Raw genomic sequence first — 21669 nt, forward strand, 5'->3', positions numbered from 1 at the left:
GATCAAACTCTCCACAAAAAAATAGAACCACCAAACAAAAGCCCGGCAGCCCCACAATCAATAGAGAACCTGAAAAACAAGCTCTTCAAAAACCAGAACAAACTGGCAACCACAACCAACACCCCACCCAAAGGCAGAACACCAGCCATGGCCATAAAAAGATCCAACCAACCCCCCAAAAAAAGGAAAGCCAGCCAAACCAGAAAAAAATACAACATAAAAAGCTGACACACTATTGAGATATCAAACAACACACCCACATTCGAAAGAACCCGACTTTCTCGGGTCAATCCGAAAGGGAGGGACTCTCAATCTTAGAGTCCGTATTGCCAATTGTCAAAGGTCGAAATCGACCTTTTCAGAGCGCACGATATCGAAGAAATAATTTCTAGGATCTCGTTGGCACTCCTTGGCAACGGATATTTACTTTACGCAGTTCGCCCACCGACGTCAAACTATTCAGCGGTGTCGCTGGTCACAGCCACTTTTCGGCGGAATTCCGCCGGTCTCTCGTTAGCTCACGTGCACGACAGTCAGGTTTTTGCGGCCCTTGCGGATCAAGATAACGCCGCCGGCCAGCACGTCGCTTTCTTCAAGCACGCGATCCTCGTCGTCGACCTTCACGTTGTTGATGTAGACGCCGCCGGACGCGATGGTTCGCCTTGCCGCTCCCCTGCCCTTTTCCAGGCCGAGCTCGACGAGCACGTCTTGGATGTCGCTGCCAAGCGTTGCCTGGGCGGACGGAAGCTCCGCCGTCGCGTCCAGAAGCGTTCGCTCGTCCAACCCGGTGGGCTCGGCGCGCCCGAACAGCACAGCCGAGGCCTGCTTAACCCGCTCGGTGTTCTCGGCGCCGTGTACCCAGGTCGTCACTTCTTCTGCGAGCAGGCGCTGGGCTTGGCGCGCCTGCGGGCGCTCGTGAACCATCGTCTCGAGCTCGTCGATCTCTTCCTTACTCAGGAAGGTGAAGACCTTGAGCATGTTCACGACGTCCTCGTCCGCCGTGTTGAGCCAGAACTGGTAGAACTTGTACGGGCTAAGCATGTCGGGGTTGAGCCAGATCGCGCCGCCCTCGGACTTGCCGAACTTCGATCCGTCGGACTTGGTGATGAGCGGATTGGTCAGCACATGGACGGACGTGCCCTCAACCTTGTGGATGAGGTCCATGCCGCCCACGAGGTTGCCCCACTGGTCGTTGCCACCCACTTCGAGCGTGCAGTTATAGCGCCGGTATAACTCGAGGTAGTCGTTGGCCTGAAGGATTTGATAGGAGAACTCCGTGTAGGAGATGCCCTCGTCGGATTCCAGCCTGCGCTTGACGATGTCCTTGCTCAGCATCGTTCCCATGCGGAAGTGCTTGCCGAGATCGCGCAGCAGGTCGATGGCTGACAGCTCGGACGTCCAGTCGAGATTATTGACGGTCCGCGCGGGGTTCTCGCCCTCAAAGTCGAGCAGCGATTCGAGCTGACTCTTGAGCGAGAGCGCCCACTGGGCCACCGTGTCCTTGGTGTTGAGTGTGCGTTCGCCCTTGTCGCGTGGATCCCCGATGAGCCCGGTTGCTCCGCCCACGAGCACGAGTGGATTGTGGCCGGCAAGCTGAAGATGACGCATGACCTTCACGGCAACGAGGTGGCCGTGGTGAAGAGAGGGAGCGGTGGGATCGAAGCCGCAATAGAACGTGATCGGACCCTCGGCAAGATCTGCGCGCAACTTGTCAATATCCGAGTGCTGGGCAATGAGCCCGCGCCATTCAAGTTCGTCGAGGACGTCGCTCACGTCGTTTCCCTTCTATCTTCTTTCGCTCACGTCGAGCACGGTCACATTCTGCCTCATCGTTTCGGCAAATCCGAATCTATTCAGCCTCCGAGACCTCCCGCAGCAAGGCCTCCACCCGGCTGGCAGGTAGCGCGGTTGCCGATTGGCGCGGAGTCCAGTTCACGTCGGGAATGTTCCACTGCAGGACCTCGAGGGGTACAGGTTCGTCGATGGGCCAGAGCTCAGTGAGTTCAAGATCGACGTAGCCGGTTTCCGGCGTCTTCGCGAGCGGATTCCAATGAGGTCCGACGACGACGGTGCTCGCCACACGCCCAGCGCCCACCAGGCCGCGGGGTTCCACTCCGACTTTTACGATGACGGCAAGGTCGCCGATCTCCATGCCGTGGCGGCGGTTTCCCGTGTTCCACGTCGTCGTCGCTGTTTTTCCACGCTCGAGCGCGGGGATCCACCTCGCCCAATCCGGATACGGATCGTAGGCGAGCGTCGGGTTCACCAAAAACAGGAACGCGCCTGCGCTCATGCTCGCGGCTATCGCGCCTCGACGCGGGAGTCGGTGAAGGCGCGCAGATCCGTGATTCGCGTGCGCGCTTCGGCCTTCTGCTCGCGCACGCGATCGGGCGCAGTTCCGCCTCGCCCAGCCCGAGCGGCCACCGAGCCGTCAACTGTGAGCACATCTCGAACCTCGGGCGTCAGGCGCTGATCGATTGCCGTGAACTCGGCGTCGGTCAGGTCCCAAAGCTCCTTGTCTTGCTTCTCGCACTCCGCCACGCAGGCGCCCGAGACCTCGTGCGCCTCACGGAAAGGAACGCCCTGGCGCACGAGCCATTCGGCAATGTCCGTCGCGAGCGAGAATCCCTGAGGGGCGAGCTCGGCCATGCGCTCGTAGTTGAGCACCATCGTGTCGATCATGCCGGAGACCGCGGGCAGCAGGACGTCCAGGGTGTCGATCTGGTCGAAGACCGGCTCCTTATCCTCTTGCAAATCGCGGTCGTACGCGAGCGGGAGACCCTTGAGCATGGCCAGCAGCCCGGTGAGGTCGCCGATGAGCCGGCCGGCCTTGCCACGCGCCAGCTCCGCCACGTCGGGGTTCTTCTTCTGCGGCATGATCGAGGATCCCGTCGAAAACGCGTCGTCGAGGGTGACGAAGGAGAATTCCTTCGTGTTCCAGATGATGATCTCCTCCGAGATCCGGGACAGATCAATACCGATCTGAGCCATCACCCAGGCGAATTCGGCGGCCAGATCGCGAGCCGAGGTCCCATCGATCGAGTTCCACACCGACGTCGTGAAGCCAAGATCCTCGGCAACCGCCTGCGGATCCATCCCGAGGGTGTTGCCTGCCAGTGCGCCGGAGCCGTAGGGACTCTCGGACAGGCGCGCGTCAAGATCGACGAGCCGATCGACGTCGCGGATCATCGGCCACACGTGCGCGAGCAGATGGTGGGCCACGAGGATGGGCTGGGCGTGCTGGAGGTGGGTGCGCCCGGGCATGATTGCCTCCCCCGCGCGCTCGGCTTGCGACAGCAGGGCGTCGGCGACGTCGAGCAGCTTGCCTCCGATGATGCGCGACTGGTCGCGCAGGTACATGCGAATGAGAGTGGCGATCTGATCATTGCGGGAGCGGCCGGCGCGAATCTTTCCGCCCAGCGCCTGACCGGCTCGCTCGAGGAGTCCGCGTTCGAGGGCGGTGTGAACGTCCTCGTCGTCGGGCTGAGGAACGAAGGCTCCCGAGACGACGTCGTCGTCAAGCTGCGCGAGCGCCGTGAGCATGTCGGAAAGCTCGCCGTCCGTGAGCAAATCGGCGGCGTTCAGGGCTCGCGCGTGTGCCCGTGAACCGGCGATGTCGTAACGGGCGAGCCGCCAGTCGAAGTGGGTTGAGCGTGAGAGTTCCGTCAGTGCGTCGGCGGGTTCGCCGCTAAAGCGTCCGCCCCAAAGTGCCACATGTTCCATGCCCTCGATTGTGCCAAAGTATTGGCCTACGCGGAAAACGAGTCCACCCCTGTATACTTTCTTCAAAACGAGCGAGGAGTGTTCATGAAGGTATTGGTTGCTGGCGGCGCAGGGTACATCGGCTCTCACACGGTGGTTGAGTTGGTGAAGGCAGGCCACGAACCGGTCATTGTTGATAACTTTTCGAACTCGAAAGAAACGGTCATTGACCGCCTCGAGGAGATCACCGGCACTCACCTCACGTGGTACAGGGCAGACCTCGCCGATCAGAGCCTCACGCGCGCGATCTTCGAGAAGGAAACGCCAGATGCCGTCATTCATTTTGCGGGATACAAGGCCGTCGGCGAATCCGTCGAACAGCCACTGGACTACTACGAGAACAACCTCAACACGACCTTCTCGATCGCCCGCGCGATGATCGCCTCGGGATGCGACACGATCGTCTTCTCCTCCTCGGCCACCGTTTATGGCGACGCCGAACTCCCCCTCACCGAGTCCGAGCCGCACCTCGATTCCCTCTCCCCGTACGGGTACACGAAGGTGGCCGGCGAACGCATCCTCACGGACATCGCGCAGGCGCATGACCTCAAGCTTGGCCTACTGCGGTACTTCAATCCCGTCGGGGCGGATGCCTCGGGCCGTATCGGCGAGAATCCGCTTGGCCGGCCGAACAATCTCATGCCGGCGGTCGCGAAGGTGGCCGCTGGGCGTCAGGACAAGCTCCTCATCTTCGGCGATGACTACCCCACACGCGATGGTTCGGCGATCCGCGACTACCTGCACGTGACCGACCTCGCCAAGGCGCACGTCGTCGCGCTGGAAAAGCTGGGCGGCTTCGACTCGAGCGTGAAGATCTGGAACCTCGGAACCGGCAAAGGAACGTCGGTCTTCGAACTCGTGGCCGCGTTCGAACAGGCGTGCGGCTTCGAGCTGGCCAAAGAGGTGGCGCCGCGCAGAGCGGGCGATCGCGCGGAAATCTACGCCACGCCAACGCTCGCGCTGGAGGAACTTGGCTGGCAGACCGAATTGACGATCGAGGATATGTGCACCGATACGTGGCGGTGGCAGTCGAATAATCCGGACGGCTATCCCGACGGCGAGGCGCAGTCCACGCCGTCGTCGGTCAATGCCAGCTGACGCGGTGCACGCGCCCGCGTCCTTAACGCGAAACGCCTATTCCGGCGCGGGTGGTCAGGGCTACAATTCCCACATGAATGAACTTGTTGGACGCTCATTACTCAAAGAAGCTGACTTCACGCCCACGCAGTGGGAAGGTCTCATCGATCTGGCTGCGTGCCTGAAGCGCGACCGCAGGGAAGGCCGCGAGGTCCAGTACCTCGCGGGCAAGACGATCGCGCTGATTTTTGAAAAGACGTCCACCCGCACCCGCACGGCGTTTGAAGTCGCCGCCTACCACCAGGGCGCGCACGTCACGGTGCTCGACGGATCGACGTCGCAGATGGGCCACAAGGAATCGTATGCGGATACCGCGGCCGTGCTCGGCCGGTTCTACGACGCGATTCAGTTCCGCGGCTCGTTGCAGGCCGATGTTGAGACGCTCGCGCAGTGGGCCGGAGTGCCGGTATACAACGGTTTGACCGACGACTGGCATCCCACTCAGACCCTCGCCGATGCGTTGACGATCAAGGAGCATGTGGCTAAGCCGCTGTCCGATGTGGTGAACGTCTACGTGGGCGACGCTCGGTTCAACGTGGGGCGCTCCTTCCTCGTATCCTCCGCGATGCTTGGCATGGACGTGCGGATCATCGCTCCTACGGCGTATCAGCCCGACGACGAGGCGCTCGAGATCGCCGAGGCGTTCGCGGATGAAACCGGCGCGAGGATTACCATCACTGAGGATCTAGGCGCGGTCGACGGCGCTGACTCGGTATCGACGGATGTGTGGGTATCAATGGGCGAATCGAAGGACGTGTGGAACGAGCGCGTCGAAGCGCTACGGCCCTATCAGGTCAATGCCGATCTCATGGCAGCCACCGGCAACGAGAGCGCCATCTTTATGCACTGCCTGCCAGCCTTCCACGATCTCAACACCACCGTGGGGCGCGAGGTGTACGAAGCGACGGGCATGGACGCGCTCGAGGTCACCGACGAGGTGTTCTCCTCGGCGCAATCCGTGGTCTTCGACCAGGCCGAGAACCGAATGCACACGATCAAGGCCGTCATGGTGGCCACATTGAGCGAAGATCTCTAGTTTGGCGGCCCGTTTCCTCGAGAAAAACCCAATCACTCGACTCATCCTGCCGATCTACCTACCCGCGCTGATTTTTGCGATCGGTGGCGGTGCGGTGCTACCGGTGCTCGTGCTTGCGGCACTGAGCGTGGGCTTTGACGAGGCCGGATCGTCGGCCGCGGTAGGAATCTTCGGGTTCATCGCGATCCTCATCTCCCCGATCATCGGCCGGGTGATCTCGCGAATCGGCGATCGTTCGGCGCTCATCGGCGGCTCCGTCATCGCCTTCGTTGCGCTGGGTGGCTTCCTGTGGACGTTGCAGTTCCCGGGTACGCCGACGGCGCAGATAGTTTTCGTTCTCTCGATCGTGTTGCTAGCGATCGGCGCGAACACGTGGTCGCTGGCGCGCCAGGCGTACGTCGCCGAATCCGTGCCGGCAATATGGCGAGCCCGGAGCCTATCCACGCTCGGCGGAATGATGCGGATCGGCCAGCTCATCGGGCCGCTGGTCGCCACTGCGCTGCTGGCGGTCTGGGCGTTGCAGTCCGTCTTCGTGATCAACGTTGTGCTCGTGGCGCTCGCGCTCGCCCTGATCATTGCCTACGTTCTACCCGAACCGGTGGGAGCGCGAGAATCCGACCGCGGTCCCGCCCGTCGTCCAACGCCACGCGACGAGCGCGGCACCTCCGAACGCGCCGTAGAGCACAGGTCAAAACTCTCGACGTTCATCCTCGGTTTCGCCCTCAACTGCCTGAACGTCATGCGGGCAAATCGCAACGTCATCGTTCCCCTGTGGGGCACGTTCCAGGGATACGAACCCACCTTCGTCACGGCAACATTCGCGGTGACCGCACTGTTCGACACCGTCATGTTCGTGGTCTCGGGATCGCTTATGGATCAGCGCGGCCGGCACTGGGCTCTCTTGCCGTCGCTCATTTTTATGCCGATCGGCATCATCGTGATGATTGTGTTCACGACGCCGGTGGGTTTCGTTATCGGAGCAGCCATCCTCGGATTTGGAAACGGCTTTGGCGCGGGCATCGTCATGACGATTGGAGCGGACCTGTCCCCTACCACAAACCGCGCGAGCTTCCTCGGAATCTGGCAGTCAATCGTGGCTATCGGAACGGCCGCCGGCCCGTTCGTTATTTCGGGCATGACGCGGCTCGTCGATTTACGCGCGGGCCTGTGGGCGACGGTCGCGATCGGAGTTCTTGGCCTCATCTGGTCAGCGGCGCTGCTCCCGCTCGCCTACCGACGACTCGGCACTGACCTGCGTGGCAATCGGCTGTAGTGCCAGCTGCTATCTCAAGCCGCCGGCACTCACCGGTAGTTCCACCCACGTGCTCATGCCGGAATCGGCCAGCAGGTCGGCAGACTGAATGAGGTCGAGAGCCGCTCGCCGATTGAATCCGAATGTCTTGCGCAAAATCGGCATGGGTTCAGGTACGGTGAGCCGCTCAACCGGGCCGTCGTCGCCTCCAATGAATTCCAGTTCGTAGGACCGGTTCGACGGGATACGCATTGCCGTGCGCGCGATCTCGTTTATCCCGCACATGCGCACGCCAGAAATTCGGCGCAGGCGCAACGTCCCCGTCGGTGTGTCCATGACCACTAGGACAGGTTGAGCTTCGGCATGGCCTCGCCCTTGCCGAACTCGACGTCGCGTGCGGCGGCAAGCTTCGAGGTCAGACCCGTCAGCTCGATGAATCCGCGCGCGTGCGACTGGTTGAACGTATCGCCCTCGTCGTAGGTGGCGAGGTTGAAGTCGTAAAGCGACGTGTTCGAGCGGCGGCCCGTCACCTCGGCGCGGCCACCGTGGAGCGTCATGCGGATCTCGCCCGAAACGTATTCCTGGGTGTCAAGAATGAATGCATCCAGCGAGCGCTTGAGCGGCGAGAACCACTGGCCCTCGTACACGAGCTCGGACCAGCGCAGCGCCACGCGCTGCTTGAAGCGCGCCTGCTCGCGGTCCATCGTCACGCGCTCGAGTTCCTTGTGCGCGGTGATGAGTGCCATCGCGCCCGGAGCCTCGTAGATCTCACGCGACTTAATGCCGACCATGCGATCCTCGACGATGTCGATCCGGCCGATACCCTGTGCACCGGCGCGGCGGTTCATCTCTTCAATGGCCTGCAGCGGCGTGACGTCCTTTCCGTCGATCTTCACAGGGATGCCCTTGTCGAACTCGATAACGACCTCGTCGGGAAGCGGCGGGTAGGCCGGGTCATCGGTGTAGGAGTAGACGTCCTTGGTGGGCGCGTTCCACAGGTCCTCGAGGTAACCGGTCTCAATTGCGCGTCCCCACACGTTCTGATCGATTGAAAACGGGTTCGACTTCGTCGTCTCGATGGGAAGGTCATGCTTTTCCGCGTACGAGATCGCGAACTCGCGCGTCAGAGCGAGGTCTCGCACGGGCGCGAGGCAACGCAGGTCCGGGCCGAGCGCCGTGATGCCGTTTTCAAAACGCACCTGATCGTTGCCCTTACCAGTACAACCGTGAGCGACCACGGAGCCACCGAATTCGCGCGCTGCCGTCACCAGATGCTTAACAATCACGGGCCGCGAAAGCGCGGAGACAAGCGGATATGCGTCCATGTACAGGCCATTGGCCTGAAGGTCGAGCATGCAGTATTGCTCGGCGAACTCGTCGCGAGCGTCAGCCACGTAGGATTCCACCGCGCCGCAGTCGAGTGCGCGCTGGCGGATGACCTCGAGATCTTCACCGCCCTGGCCGACGTCGACAGCCACGGTCACAACCTCTGCACCGGTCCGTTCGGCGATCCAGCCAATTGCGACGGAGGTGTCAAGACCTCCAGAGTATGCGAGTACTACGCGATCCTTTGCCATGTTTCTTCCTTTATTCCTCGTTGTTTGACGTTTGTGCTTGGGCGATGTCGATCAGGTCCTTCAATAACCTCTCGGCTCGCTCCTGGTTCTGGGTGATAACAAGTACGGTGTCGTCGCCGGCGATGCATCCAAGGACGCCCTCGAGCACTGCCCGATCGAGCGCGGATGCGAGGAGCTGCGCGGCTCCTGGCGGGGTTCTGAGCACGAGCTGGTTCTGCGCCGATTGGGCGGAGACCATGACCTCGCGCGCCCAGCGTTGCAGGTTACCATCGGCGGCGCTCTCCTGCTCGCCGGCCACTCCGGGCGATGGGATGCGGTACGCGCGCCCGCCGTCGGGCGTCGGCTCCTTGCGCGCCTGCAGTTCGTCAAGGTCGCGCGAGAGCGTTGCCTGCGTGACGTCAATGCCCTCGTCCGCGAGCAACTGACGCAGCTCGCCTTGCGATGAGATTGGTCGCGATTCAACGATCGCAATGATCCGCGCCAAGCGCGCCGCCCGGGTCGATATTGTGCTCATGACAACTCCTTCATGACGTCAACGAACGGCTGAAGCTCCTCGCGCGTGATCACGAGCGGCGGCGCCACTCGGATCGTCTCGGCATTTGGCGCGTTGACGATGAATCCGCGCTCGAGGAGTTCTGTATGTACCGTCGGGGCGTCCTCCACAGCGACGCCGATCAGCAGGCCAGCGCCACGCGTGTCGTAACCGATGAGGTCCAGTTCGCTGCGTAACCACTCGCCGGTCGAGGTGACGTGGCCGAGCAGGCCTTCCACCTCGTCCATGACCGCCACCGCGGCAGCCGCGGCGAGCGGGTTGCCACCGAAGGTGGTGCCGTGGCTTCCCGGGCTCATGAGGCGTCCGGACTTTTCGACGCCGATCACGGCGCCAATCGGGACGCCCCCGCCGAGGCCTTTCGCTAGCGTAATGACGTCCGCCTTCACGACGTCGGAGTGCGCAAACCAGCGCCCGGTGCGGCCCATGCCCGTCTGGACTTCGTCGACGACGAGGAGTGCGTTGCACCTATCGGCCACACCGCGCGCCCGGCGCAAGAACTCCTCGGACAGCGGATGGATCCCGGCCTCGGCCTGAATGGTTTCGACGAAAATCGCCGCGACGTCGTCGTTCGCCGCCGCGTCCAACGCGTCGACCGTGGGCTCGATGAACAGCACATTGCCACCGAGCGGCTCGAACGGTTCGCGGATCGCCGGCTTGTGGGTGATCGATAGCGAGCCGAGGGTGCGCCCGTGGAACCCGTGCTTCAGCGCGATGATCGTACCCTTCGGCTTGTGCATGAGGGCCATCTTTATCGCGGCTTCGTTGGCTTCGGTGCCCGAGTTGCAGAAGAACACGCGCGCGGATGCGCCGACGTACCCCTCGGCCGACAGCGCGTGCTGAAGCTTGTCGGCGAGCTTGATCTGCGGGACCGTGGCGAAGAAGTTCGAGGTGTGCGTGACTTTCTTGGCCTGCTCGCTCAGTGCGTTGACGATCGCCGGATGCCCGTAGCCCAGCGCGTTCACCGCGATTCCCGCGAGGAGGTCAAGGTACTTTGTGCCGTGTGTATCCCACACGTACACGCCCTCGCCGCGCTCGATCACGAGCTGTGGCGGGCCAAAGGCATTCATCATCGTCTGCCGGTACAAATCCTCGTAGTTCACTGGCCGTCCTCCTCTGTGGTGGTGGTCATGGCCGTGCGCGCTGGCATCCGGGCGGCCGACTCGGCCACCTGCGTGCCGATGCCGGCGTCGGTAAAGATCTCGAGCAACATCGAGTGTGCCATGCGCCCGTCGATAATGTGCGCCTTGGGCACACCGTGGTAAATCGCATACAGCGCCGCTTCCATCTTCGGCCTCATGCCCGAATCCAGGTGCGGCACGAGCTTCCGGAGGTCGCCGGGATGGATTTCCGAGACGAGCGACGACTTATCGGGCCAATCCAAGTAGAGGCCCTCGACGTCGGTCAGCATGATGAGCTTGTCCGCGCCGGCTGCTTCGGCGATTGCGCCGGCCGCAGTGTCCGCGTTGACGTTTAACACCTCTTCGGGGTGATCGACGTCCACCGCGACGGTCGAGACGACCGGGATCATTCCGGCGGAGAGCATCTGGTTGAGCGAGTTCGTATTGACGTCCAGGATGTCGCCCACGTGACCGATGTCCACGGCCGAACCGTCGATCGTCGCGGTCCGACGACGCGCGGTAAGCAATCCCGCGTCCTCGCCCGAGATTCCCATCGCGTAGGGTCCATTCAGGTTCAGGAGCGAGACGAGCTCGCGCTGGACCTGGCCGGTCAGCACCATGCGCACGACGTTCATCGTTTCCTTGTCCGTCACGCGCAGGCCGCCGCGGAACTCCGAGACGATCCCAACCCGCTGGAGCATCGTGTTGATCTGCGGGCCACCGCCGTGCACGACGATCGGGAGGAGCCCGACCGAGCGCATGAAGATGATGTCTTTGGCGAACGCGCGCTTGAGTTCGTCGTTGATCATGGCGTTGCCGCCGTACTTGATCACCACGCGCTTGCCCGTGAATTCCTTGATCCACGGAAGCGCTTCGATGAGCGTTTCCGCCTTAACTTGAGCTCCTTGGAGCCGTTCGAGAATGGTCTGGTTCATGTCGAGTACGCCGAGTTCTCGTGGACGTAGTCATGGGTGAGATCGTTGGTCCACAGTTCAACGACCTCCTGCCCAGCGTGCAGGTCGATCTCGATCGTCACGTCGCGGCTCGAGCCGAGATCCACCAGCGAGCGGTCATCGCCGACCCCTCCTGAACGGCACACGGGAACGCCGTTGAACCATACGTCGAGGGCGTCAGGATCGAACGGCGCGACGTCGGCCGGGACGGTTCCGGCCTGAGCAATGACTCGACCCCAGTTCGGATCGTTGCCGAAGATCGCCGTCTTCAACAAATTGGAGCGCGAAATTGCACGTGCGACGGCGAGGCCAGCCTCCTGCGAGCTGGCTCCGCTGACGCGGATGAGGACGTCGTGGGAGGCTCCCTCGGCGTCGCCGATGAGCTGGCGAGCGAGTGACTGAGCCACGGCCGTGAGGTTCTCGGTGAAGTCGGCCGGTTCAACGCCGGAGGCGCCCGATGCCATGAGAATCACGGTGTCGTTGGTGGACATCGCGCCATCGGAATCGATCCGGTTAAAGGAATATTCGACGGCGATATCCAGTGCGCGCTGGGCCTGCGCCTGAGTGAGTACCGCGTCGGTGGTGATCACGCACAGCATCGTGGCCATGCCGGGGGCGAGCATGCCCGCGCCCTTGACCATCGATCCGATCGAATACTCCCCTGCGATACCCGCCTGCTTTGGCCGGGTGTCGGTGGTCATGATGGCCAGCGCGGCGTCACCTCCCCCGTCGCGGCTGAGTAAGTCAATAGCCTCCTCGGCGCCAGCGCGGATCTTGCCCATCGGCAGCAATTCGCCGATGAGTCCGGTCGAGCACACGGCCACCTCGGCGGGTTCCACGCCGAGCTTGGTGGCCACGAACTGAGCCGTCTCGACGCTATCACGGTAGCCGCGCTCGCCGGTTGCGGCGTTTGCACCGCCCGAGTTGAGGATGACCGCCCTGTAGTTTGAGCCGGTTGTTTCTTTCATCCACTGGACGGGCGCGGCGAACACGCGATTTTGCGTGAGCACATGAGCCGAAACGACCTCCGGGCCATCGTTGACGACGACGGCGACGTCCTTGCCAGCGCTCTTGATGCCGGCAGACACTCCCGCAGCTCGAAAGCCCTGCGGAGCCGTAACGCCGAGCTCGGTATCGACCGGAATCGTGTTGCGTGAAAACAGCATTAGGGTGCCACACCTACCTGAGATAGTCCGGTGGTTTCATCGAAGCCGAGCGCGAGGTTCATTGACTGTACCGCGGCGCCCGCCGTTCCCTTGACGAGGTTGTCGATCGCGCATATTGCCGTAATTCGGCGGCCGTCGCGATCGAGCTCCGCGTGGACGAGTGCGAGATTCGATCCGACTGTGGCGCCCGTGGTCGGCCACTGCTCTGACCACACGACGAACGGCTCGTTCGCAAGCGCGCCCTGGTAGGCGTCGAGTACCTCGCCGGCGTCCGTGCCATCCACAACGGGAATCGACACGGTGGCCAGAATGCCTCGCGACATCGGAACGAGCACGGGTGTGAAAGACATCGACACCGTCGCGGCACCAGCAGCCTGAAGGTTCTGCGTGATCTCCGGAATGTGCCGATGCGTACCTCCGACGGCGTACGGCGCGGCCGACTCGCTGGCTTCAGCTGCGAGCAGGTGCGTCTTCGGGCTCTTGCCCGCGCCCGAGTAGCCCACCGCAAGTGTTGCAACGATGTCCTCGCCGGTCGCAAGCCCGGCGACGACGGCGGGTTGCGCTGCGAACGTGACCGCCGAGGCGTTGCATCCGGGCGCGGCGATCCGGGTGGCGCGGGCGAGCAGCTCGCGCTGGGTGGGACCGCTCGCCCGAATGAGTTCAGGCATGCCGTACGTCCACGGCTCAGCGGCCTCGGAGCCGTAGTACTCCTGCCACGCCTGTGCACTTTCGAGCCGGTGATCGGCGCCGAGGTCGACGATCAGGGCATCGGGATTAAGCGCTTCGATTTCGACCGTCATCGCGGCCGACGCCCCGTGGGGCAAGCCGAGCACGACGACGTCGTGATGTGCGAGAACATCGGCGGATAACGGCTGGATGTCACGATCGCGCAGGGGTCTCAGGTGCGGTTGATGCTCCCCGAGCTTCCCGCGCGAGGAATGCGCGCTCACGGTGCGAATATCCGCCTCCGGATGGGCGAGGAGTACGCGCGCAACCTCGCCACCTGCATAACCGGTGGCTCCCGCGATCGCTACTGTGAATGTCATACGCATAACTATACGCTCGGCCGCATGAATTGGGAATTTAGTCCACTGTGAGTACAGCCACCGGCACTGAAGCCATGGGATTCAAGAGCACAGCAGCGGTACATCATCCACAACATGTCCGCCTATGCACTTATGAGCGCTACTGAGATTTTTCTTCAACATAAGTTGCACACATGGCAGAATGTCCTTATGGCAACAGGATCAGGCGCATCGCGAGACGACCTCATGTTCGAGGCTGCCTACCTGTATTACATGGAGGGCCTCACCCAGCAGGCCATCGGCACCAAACTTGGCTATACGCGCTGGACGATCGGACGCCTCATCGACGAAGCTCGCGAGACTGGGCTCGTCTCTATCTCCATTAATCACCCGCGCGCGCAGACTCACCACCTCGAGCGCCAGATCACGGCCGAACTCGGTGTCCAGGCGATCGTCGTTCCGGGGAACAATACCGACGGCGTGGCCGCAGCCGCTCGCGCGGCAGCTAAATACCTCGTCAACCGCTCTCCTCGAACCCTCGGCATTTCGTGGGGACGCACCATGAGCGCCATTGCCGCGGCGCTGAACGAGAACTGGGCAAACGGCGTCGTCGTCTATCAGACGAACGGCGGGCCCACGCACGCGGGTGATAACGAAGTCTCCTCCTCCGTCTCGGCCATCGCGCATAAGGGAAACGGCACGGCGTACACGCTTCCGGCTCCCGCGCTCGTCGGGAATCCGGATCTAGGACCGCACCTCATGGCTGAGCCGTCGGTTGCCCACGTGCTCGAGGGCGCACACTCCGCCAATGCGATCTTTTACTCACCGGGAACCGCCTCAACGGATTCGGTGCTCGTGAAGTCGGGCTTCCTCACCTCCGACAGCATCGACAGGATTCGTGACATGGGAGCGGTCGGTGACATCCTCTCCCACTTCGTCGACGCCGACGGCGAGCCGATTGCGGCTGAGCTTGAGCGTCGCACCATCGCCCTACCGCTGAGTCAACTGGCCAGCGCTAAGCATAAGGTCGCCGTCGCCGGGGAGCCCGCCAAGGCTCAGGCGCTCGTCGCGGCTGCTCGCGCTGGTCTTGCAGACCTCATCATCATTGACACCCCAACGGCCGAGCGCGTCTTGGCTATCACCTCGAAGGAGACATAATGGCTACCATTGCAATTCTTGGCGCTGGCATCATGGCCACCGCACTGACGTTCCCGCTGACCGAAAACGGCCACAAAGTGAACCTCGTGGGCACTCACCTTGACCGCGACATCATCGAGTCCATCCAGACCACCGGCGTACATCCGGACCTCGACCTCAAGGTTAACGACAAGGTTGTCGCCTACCAGCTCGAGGACGCCGCCGAGGCATTCGAGGGCGCGGACGTCGCCATGTCGGGCGTCAACTCCTTCGGCGTGCACTGGGTCTCCGAACAGCTCACCAAGCTCGTCAAGCCTGGAATGAAGGTCCTCATCATCACCAAGGGCATGGAAGCCGACGAAGACGGCAACCTCTACCTGCTTCCGGAGGTCATGCAAAGCTACTTCGACGAGGATCTCAAGAACTCCGTGACGTGGTCGGCCATCGTCGGTCCGTCGATCGCGGGCGAGGTCGCCGTTCATCACGACACGTCGGTCATCTTCGCCGGCGAGGATCAGGAATCCCTCGACTACCTCGCAGACCTCTTCCGCACGGACTACTACCACGTGTGGACGTCCACGGACTTCCGCGGATGCGAGATCGGCGCTGCCACGAAGAATATTTACGCGTTCGCCGCCGGCCTCGGGCAGGGGCTGCTGCGCAAGGAAGGCAAGCAGGATGACCGCTACGTGCGGCACAACTACAACGCCGCGGTGTTTGGCCAGGGCCAGACCGAGATCCGCAAGTTTATGAAGCTTCTGGGTGGCGAGCCGGAGACCGCCGACGGCCTGGCGGGCGTGGGCGACATGTACGTGACGTCGGCCGGTGGCCGCAACGTCCGCGCGGGCACCTTCGTTGGCGAGGGCGTGCCGTTCTCCGAAGTTCGCGACTCACTCATGAAGGGCGTGACGCTCGAGGGCGTCAACGCCATTCGCGTGATCGGCGGAGCGATGGAGCCGCTAACCGAGCGTGGCGTCATTGAGCCGGAAGATTTCCCGCTGTGCCGCTACCTCTACCAAATCATCGAGCACGACGCTCCGCTCGACATGCCGTTCGAAACCTTCTTCGGTGGCATGAAATAGGACTCCTTCCCTAGGAGCGTCTCCTTCTCGAAGGATCACAGGTCCCCCCCCCTAGGAGTCGCGTGGGCGGGCCGTACGTTTTCGTACGGCCCGCTTTCGCGTATCAGGCTCGCAGCTCGGCCCCGAACGCCTTACGGGCTGCCTTGATGACCTTGTTGCGAACCGCGGAGATTTCCTCGCTGTTCAGCGTGTGGTCGGCGCGCAAACGCAGGGCAAAGGCGAGCGACTTCTGTCCCTCTGGGATTTGGTCGCCGGTATAGACGTCGAACAGGCGGACATCTTCGAGCACCGCGCCAGCCGCGTCCCTGATGACGTTTGTGACGGCAGCGGCGTTGGTCGAGTCCTTGACCACGAGCGCGATATCTTCCTTCGCCGCCGGGGTGGTCAGGACAGGCTGGATCGCAATCGGCTCTGAACCGCGGGCCGCAACCAGCGCGTCCAGGTCGAATTCGAATGCCACCGAGCGCGCCGGAAGCTCGAAAGCCTTGCACACCCGCGGGTCGAGCTCGCCGGCATAACCGATGACCTTCTTACCCAGCTCAACCGATGCGCATCGACCCGGGTGGAAGGGCGCGTACTCGGCATTCTTCACCGTCAGCTCAAGATCGATCGTCCGGCCCGCCACCTTGACTGCCTCAATCGCATCGCGCCAATCCCAGATCTGCTCGGGGAAGCCTGCAACGGCCTGAGTGGCGCTCGGGATCGCCACACCCGCAACGTGGTGCGGCTGGTTCGGAATCGTCCGAAGCATCGTCGTCAACGCCTCGTCGCTCGGGCGCTCGCCCACCCCCGGCGTCTCGCCCGGCTGAATACCGGCGGGACGCGTCACGAGGCCGGCCTCGAAGATCGCCACCGATGGGTTACCGCGCGCGACGTTGATTCGCGCCGTCTCCAGCAGCGAATCGAGGAGCGACGTGCGCATGTACGGAGCGTCGTCCTGCAACGGGTTGGTCAGGCGGATGGCGAGGCGGCGATCGTCGTCGTCGGCAATGCCCTGCTTGGCGAACGCATCTGCGGAAATGAACGGGTAGGACAGCACCTCGGTCCACCCTTGCTCGGACAGCGCGCGGGCGATGTCGCGGCGGTTGCGCTGGGCAGTCGTCAGCCCCTCGCCGGCGGGCGCAGTCGGAAGCGTGGACTCGATCTCGTCGTATCCAACGAGACGCGCAATTTCCTCGACGTAGTGAGCCGAGCCGGTCAGGTCCGGGCGCCACGTGGGAGGCGTGACGGTCAGGTTGACCCCGTCCGCCGCCTCGTCGACGACGCACCCGATCGCTTCCAGCACGGACACGATCTGAGGCGTCTGAAGATCAAGACCGGTCAGGCGGCCCACCTCGCGCACGTCGAAGGTAACCGACGCCGGAGTCTCGGTGACGTTGTAGTCAAAGTTCGCCTCGTCGATCGTTCCGCCGCCGTATTCGACGAGGAGGTCAGCCACGCGCTGGGCGGCGATCGGCGCGATTCGTGGATCAACCCCGCGCTCGAACCGCTTCGACGCCTCGGACGGCAGGCGGTGCTTGCGAGCCATGCGGGCAACGGAAACCTGATCGAAATGCGCGGCCTCGATCATGACGTTCGTGGTCTCGGCGGTGATCTCGGTGTCAAAACCACCCATCGTTCCGGCAAGGCCGATTACGCGCTCGCCTTCGCCACCCTCGGAATCGGTGATGAGGAGGTCGTCGCCGCCAAGGGTACGCTCTTGTTCATCGAGGGTCACGAGGGTTTCGCCCTCGCGCGCACGGCGCACGACGATCGGCTCCACGAGCTTGTCGAGGTCGTAGGCGTGCAGGGGCTGACCGAGGTCGAGCATGACGTAGTTCGTCGCGTCCACAGCGAGTGAGATTGGGCGCATGCCGGCCTCCGTGAGGCGCTCCTGCATCCACGCCGGGCTCGGGGCCTGCGGATCAACATCGCGAACGATCCGGGTGACGAATCGATCGCAGCCGGGAACGCCGTGAATCGGCGCCTCGTCGTCGACCTTCACCGCAAAGCCCTCACCGTTGACCGGCGGCAGGCCGTTCGCCAAATTCTCCTCGAGCCCGCGATCCACAAATGCCGCTCCGGTCGAGTGCGAGTACTCGCGTGCCACGCCGCGCATGGCGAAGCAGTAGCCGCGATCCGGGGTCACGTTGATTTCAAGCACTTCGCCGGACAGGCCGAGGTAGTCGAGCGCGTCGTCGCCCACGGCCGGCAGGCCCTTCTCGGCTGCCTCCTCGTCCGAGGTTGCCAAAACGATGATGCCCGAATGGTCGTCGCCCAAGCCAAGCTCGCGCTGGGAACAGATCATGCCGTCGGAAATGTGGCCGTACGTCTTGCGTGCGGAAATCTGGAAGTCGCCGGGCAGGATGGCACCGGGAAGCGCGACGACGACGTAGTCGCCCACCTCGTAGTTGTGCGCGCCGCAGATGATGCCGCGCGAGTCAATATCGGAGGTCTCCTTGCCCTCGCCGGGCGCGTCATTGTGCGAACCGACGTCCACGCGAGAGTAGTTGATGGTCTTGCCGTTCGACTGCTCTTCCTTGACATTGGTCAGGACTTTGCCGACGACGATCGGCCCGGTGACGTCCGAGCGATGAATCTCTTCTTCCTCGAGGCCGACCTTGACGAGGTCTGCTGCGAGTTGCTCTGCTGTGAGGTCGGCGGGTACCGCGACATGATCAGCGAGCCAATCGATTGGAATCCGTGGCATTATGCGCCCCTTCCCGTGGTACCGAACTGAATGGAGAATCGAACGTCGCCTTCAACCATGTCGCGCATGTCGTCGATCGAGTTGCGGAGCATGAGCGTGCGCTCGATGCCCATGCCGAAAGCGAAGCCGGTGTATTCAGCCGGATCAATACCGTTGTTGCGCAGAACCTCGGGGTTGACCATGCCGCAGCCGCCCCACTCGATCCAGCCGGCGCCGCCCTTCTTCTGCGGGAACCACAGATCCATCTCGGCGGACGGCTCGGTGAACGGGAAGAACGACGGGCGCAGGCGCGTCTTGGCCTCCGGGCCGAACATCGACTTCGCGAAGTGATCGAGCGCGCCCTTGAGGTGCTCCATCGTGAGGCCCTTATCCACGGCAAGTCCTTCAATCTGATGGAAGACCGGGGTGTGGGTGGAATCGAGTGCGTCGGTACGGAAGACCTTGCCCGGGCACACGATGTAAATCGGCGGTTGATTGTCGAGCATGATGCGCGACTGCACGGGCGAGGTGTGGGTGCGCAAGACGAGTCCGGACGTGTCCGCTACGCGTTCGACCTCCTCCGATCCCACGCGCTCCACGGCCTCCACGTAGAACGTGTCCTGCATCTGACGCGCCGGGTGATCCGGCCCGAAGTTCAGCGAATCAAAGTTAAACCACTCGTGCTCGAGTTCCGGCCCTTCGGCGACTTCCCAACCCATCGCCACGAAGACGTCGGAGATATCCTCCATAAGGACGGGCAGCGGGTGGCGTGCGCCCTGCGGATCGCGGCGGGTCGGAACCGTGACGTCCACGCGCTCTTCGCGCAGAACCCGCGCCTGATCCTCGGCTTCGAGACGCTCCGTCGCCTGCGCGAGAGCCGCCTGGATCTCCTTGCGCGCTCCGCCTAGCAGCTTACCCGCCGTCGGCTTGTCAGCCTTATCGAGATTGCGGATCTGCATGTTCGCGTACGTGATGGGCGCGTTGTCACCGCTGTGCGCGAGACGTGCCTCTTTCAGTTCCTCGAGACTTGCCGCGGTCGAAAATGCCACCTTCGCATCATCAACCGCCCGGGCAATTCCAGCCTCGTCGAGTGGATTGAGAGTCATGTTTACCTTTCACTTGCCCGGCACGGATCTCGCCTACCGGGTGTCCGGTCATAGTCTAATCAACTGGCACGGCCGGAGCGATTCGCGACCAGTGTGCGATCGCCGACCCGTGCGCACGCACGACGACGGCGCCCCGACCGGTCCGCCTAGAGGTCGTTGTCGATAGGAATCGGCCCCGACCACTCCTCGAGGGTGGCCACGTCGATTCTCGGCCAGCCGCGCGCGTCGCAGATGACGTTCGTAAACTCTTGCGCCCATACCTCGTACCAGGGCGAGTTCGGGTGAAACATGTCCGGTGCGTGGTAGCTGAACATGTAGGTGCGAATCGGCATACTGCGCGAGATTGTGCGGATATCCACGACGTGGTGGCCCGCCTCCGCCGCCCGCGCGTCAATGATCGACGAAAACGCCGCCGCCCTCTCCTCGGCCTCCAGCAAGCCAAAAGAAGGCACGTTGAGCACGAAGCTCTCCGCCGGCAAGGCCTCCACCATAAAGCGGTAGGACTCGGTGAACGATTCCGTACTCACCCACGCCTGACCGACGTCGTTACTTCCGATATCGACCGTGACGACGTCGGGGCGAATCGGCTCTCCCCCGATGCGCAGACCAGCAAGCTGCGGGATCTGCGTGCCGAGCACCGAATGTACGGTTCCGCCGGACAGCGACAGGTTCAAAAGCGCGACCTCGCGTCCGCTCCCGCGCGCCAGCGCTTGGGCAATGCGCGGCACGTAGCCCTCGGTAATCGTTGCCGCGCCAAGCCCCTGCGCGGCCGAGTCGCCGAACGCCACATAGATCAGTGGCAGCGGCTCCCCCGCTCGCGCGCGTGCGTCGAGGTTGGCGAGGGTGGCCACCAAGTGGCGCTCCCAGTACCTGCGAAAGGGCGAGTTCTGGCGGCGCACCGCCCGCGTCTTGCGGAGTACAGCCATGCCCGCGGCACCTGTTGAGGCAGCAGCAATGTATTTCGGAATACTCATTATTCCACCCTATCCGCGCAGGTCAGCGTTCGCCGAAGCCCCTCAGATACTGGTTGGGCCACGGGATATCCTCGTCCAACTGCGTCGCCCAGTGGCGTGGTACGTACGGATCGTGGAGCGCCACGCGCCCGATGTAGACGACGTCCGCGTGCTCGTCGTGGACGACGACGCTCGCCTGAGTCGCGTTCGCGATAAGCCCGGCGACGCCGGTCACGGCTCCCGTCTCGTCCTTGATTCGCCGGGAGAAGGGCACCTGGTACCCCGGACCGGTTTGGATCCTCACCGGAATGTTGCCTCCACTCGAGACGTTCCACAGGTCGATCTCCGGGGACTCTTGGACGAGCCTAATCGTGTCCTTGATCGTCCAGCCGTACCCGCCGTCGCGCTCCTCGAAATTCTCTGCGAGCCAATCGGTGGCGGAGATGCGAGCAAACAGCGGAACATCACCGATTGCTGAGCGCACCGCACGCACGACCTCCTTGAAGAAGCGCGTGCGGCCCTCGTAGATCCCACCCCACTCGTCGTCGCGATGATTCGACGCGGGGGTGAGGAACTGGTGAATGAGGTAGCCGTGGGCGGCGTGCAGCTCGATGGCCTTAAAGCCGGCTCGCACAGCGAGCTCAGCCGAACGGGCGAACTGCTCGATCGTCTGGCTGATCTCCTCGCGCGACATCTCCCGTGGCACGCCAAGGTTCTCGTCATAGGCGATCGCGCTCGGCGCGATGGTCTGCCAGCCGCCGGCCTCCTGTGGCACGTAGGAGCGGCCTTGCCAAGGCACCTGCGTGGACGCCTTGCGCCCGGCGTGACCAAGCTGGATCGCCGGCAGCGCACCGTGCTCAGAAATGAGCTGAGCAAGGTAGCCGAAGGCCGGGACGTCGTCGGCGCTATTCAGCACCAGGCAGTGCGGGGAGATTCGTCCCTCGGGCGTGATGCCCGTGGCCTCCACCGTGACCACGCCGAACCCGCCGAGGGCGCGCGAGGCGTAGTGCTGGAAGTGCCAGGTGTTCGGATGGCCGAGGTCGCGCCCGTCGGACGCGGCCGAATACTGGCACATCGGAGGGAGCCAGATCCTGTTGCGGATCTCGATCCCGCGGATCGTGATGGGATCAAACAGATGCACTCG

20 protein-coding genes are annotated in these 21669 nt (G+C 63.1%); 6 read left to right on the forward strand and 14 right to left on the reverse strand.

Annotated elements, in window-relative coordinates; all coding sequences use genetic code 11:
* Positions 1-239 (forward strand): hypothetical protein (locus ACHFFR_RS06670; protein ID WP_394263485.1); only part of this gene is annotated, 239 nt, incomplete at its 5' end.
* Between the two features lie 274 nt (positions 240-513).
* Here the strand turns inward: ACHFFR_RS06670 and tyrS are convergent.
* From tyrS to argH, 3 genes are all read right to left on the reverse strand, one after another.
* Positions 514-1773 carry a tyrosine--tRNA ligase gene (gene tyrS / locus ACHFFR_RS06675; RefSeq protein WP_394263486.1) on the reverse strand — a complete coding sequence of 420 codons (1260 nt, stop codon included), beginning with the start codon at positions 1771-1773 and terminating at the stop codon, positions 514-516.
* A 76-nt stretch (positions 1774-1849) separates the two neighbouring features.
* Positions 1850-2293 carry a hypothetical protein gene (locus tag ACHFFR_RS06680; RefSeq protein WP_394263487.1) on the reverse strand — a complete coding sequence of 148 codons (444 nt, stop codon included), beginning with the start codon at positions 2291-2293 and terminating at the stop codon, positions 1850-1852.
* Between the two features lie 8 nt (positions 2294-2301).
* Positions 2302-3723 carry an argininosuccinate lyase gene (gene argH / locus ACHFFR_RS06685; RefSeq protein WP_394263488.1) on the reverse strand — a complete coding sequence of 474 codons (1422 nt, stop codon included), beginning with the start codon at positions 3721-3723 and terminating at the stop codon, positions 2302-2304.
* Between the two features lie 84 nt (positions 3724-3807).
* On the opposite strand from argH, the gene galE reads away from it, so the two are divergent.
* The 3 genes from galE (at position 3808) to ACHFFR_RS06700 (ending at position 7208) form a co-directional block, all read left to right on the forward strand.
* Entirely contained in the window at positions 3808-4860 is a 1053-nt protein-coding gene (gene galE / locus ACHFFR_RS06690; RefSeq protein WP_394263489.1) for a UDP-glucose 4-epimerase GalE, read from the forward strand.
* A gap of 73 nt (positions 4861-4933) precedes the next feature.
* On the forward strand, positions 4934-5935 hold the full coding sequence (gene argF / locus ACHFFR_RS06695) for an ornithine carbamoyltransferase (RefSeq protein ID WP_394263490.1): 1002 nt from the start codon (positions 4934-4936) through the stop codon (positions 5933-5935).
* A 1-nt stretch (position 5936) separates the two neighbouring features.
* The gene (locus ACHFFR_RS06700; RefSeq protein ID WP_394263491.1) at positions 5937-7208 is read left to right on the forward strand and encodes an MFS transporter; all 1272 of its coding nucleotides are present in this window, start codon (positions 5937-5939) and stop codon (positions 7206-7208) included.
* Between the two features lie 9 nt (positions 7209-7217).
* Here the strand turns inward: ACHFFR_RS06700 and ACHFFR_RS06705 are convergent, their stop codons facing one another.
* From ACHFFR_RS06705 to argC, 7 genes are read right to left on the reverse strand one after another with little or no spacing between them, the layout of a single operon-like run.
* Positions 7218-7523, reverse strand: coding sequence for a hypothetical protein (locus ACHFFR_RS06705; protein WP_394263492.1), 306 nt, complete (start codon positions 7521-7523; stop codon positions 7218-7220).
* Between the two features lie 5 nt (positions 7524-7528).
* Entirely contained in the window at positions 7529-8764 is a 1236-nt protein-coding gene (locus tag ACHFFR_RS06710; protein ID WP_394263493.1) for an argininosuccinate synthase, read from the reverse strand.
* Between the two features lie 10 nt (positions 8765-8774).
* Entirely contained in the window at positions 8775-9278 is a 504-nt protein-coding gene (locus ACHFFR_RS06715) for an arginine repressor (RefSeq protein WP_394263494.1), read from the reverse strand.
* Positions 9275-10417, reverse strand: coding sequence for an acetylornithine transaminase (locus tag ACHFFR_RS06720; protein ID WP_394263495.1), 1143 nt, complete (start codon positions 10415-10417; stop codon positions 9275-9277). Before ACHFFR_RS06720 ends, ACHFFR_RS06715 begins: the two co-directional genes overlap by 4 nt.
* The gene (argB, locus tag ACHFFR_RS06725; RefSeq protein ID WP_394263496.1) at positions 10414-11370 is read right to left on the reverse strand and encodes an acetylglutamate kinase; all 957 of its coding nucleotides are present in this window, start codon (positions 11368-11370) and stop codon (positions 10414-10416) included. Before argB ends, ACHFFR_RS06720 begins: the two co-directional genes overlap by 4 nt.
* Positions 11367-12554 carry a bifunctional glutamate N-acetyltransferase/amino-acid acetyltransferase ArgJ gene (gene argJ, locus ACHFFR_RS06730; protein WP_394263497.1) on the reverse strand — a complete coding sequence of 396 codons (1188 nt, stop codon included), beginning with the start codon at positions 12552-12554 and terminating at the stop codon, positions 11367-11369. Before argJ ends, argB begins: the two co-directional genes overlap by 4 nt.
* Positions 12554-13600 carry an N-acetyl-gamma-glutamyl-phosphate reductase gene (argC, locus tag ACHFFR_RS06735; protein ID WP_394263498.1) on the reverse strand — a complete coding sequence of 349 codons (1047 nt, stop codon included), beginning with the start codon at positions 13598-13600 and terminating at the stop codon, positions 12554-12556. The genes argJ and argC overlap by 1 nt, the downstream gene beginning before the upstream one ends.
* A 189-nt stretch (positions 13601-13789) precedes the next feature.
* Here argC and ACHFFR_RS06740 point away from each other — a divergent pair, with 189 nt between their 5' ends.
* Together ACHFFR_RS06740 and ACHFFR_RS06745 are read left to right on the forward strand one after the other, a co-directional pair.
* On the forward strand, positions 13790-14737 hold the full coding sequence (locus tag ACHFFR_RS06740; protein WP_394263499.1) for a sugar-binding transcriptional regulator: 948 nt from the start codon (positions 13790-13792) through the stop codon (positions 14735-14737).
* Positions 14737-15798: a 2-dehydropantoate 2-reductase N-terminal domain-containing protein gene (locus ACHFFR_RS06745; protein WP_394263500.1), complete on the forward strand. Its 1062-nt coding sequence runs from the start codon at positions 14737-14739 to the stop codon at positions 15796-15798. Before ACHFFR_RS06740 ends, ACHFFR_RS06745 begins: the two co-directional genes overlap by 1 nt.
* Positions 15799-15901: 103 nt before the next feature.
* On the opposite strand, the gene pheT is transcribed toward ACHFFR_RS06745, so the two are convergent.
* The 4 genes from pheT to ACHFFR_RS06765 all read right to left on the reverse strand — a co-directional run bounded on the left by pheT (position 15902) and on the right by ACHFFR_RS06765 (position 21666).
* A complete protein-coding gene (gene pheT / locus ACHFFR_RS06750) occupies positions 15902-18487 on the reverse strand; it encodes a phenylalanine--tRNA ligase subunit beta (RefSeq protein ID WP_394263501.1) in 2586 nt (861 codons plus the stop codon).
* On the reverse strand, positions 18487-19572 hold the full coding sequence (gene pheS / locus ACHFFR_RS06755; protein WP_394263502.1) for a phenylalanine--tRNA ligase subunit alpha: 1086 nt from the start codon (positions 19570-19572) through the stop codon (positions 18487-18489). Before pheS ends, pheT begins: the two co-directional genes overlap by 1 nt.
* Positions 19573-19718: 146 nt before the next feature.
* Positions 19719-20546: an SGNH/GDSL hydrolase family protein gene (locus tag ACHFFR_RS06760; RefSeq protein ID WP_394263503.1), complete on the reverse strand. Its 828-nt coding sequence runs from the start codon at positions 20544-20546 to the stop codon at positions 19719-19721.
* 22 nt (positions 20547-20568) lie between these two features.
* Positions 20569-21666, reverse strand: coding sequence for an NADH:flavin oxidoreductase/NADH oxidase (locus tag ACHFFR_RS06765; RefSeq protein ID WP_394263504.1), 1098 nt, complete (start codon positions 21664-21666; stop codon positions 20569-20571).
* Positions 21667-21669: the final 3 nt, after the last annotated feature.

This window comes from Trueperella sp. (assembly GCF_043424875.1).
Taxonomy (GTDB): Bacteria; Actinomycetota; Actinomycetes; order Actinomycetales; family Actinomycetaceae; genus Trueperella.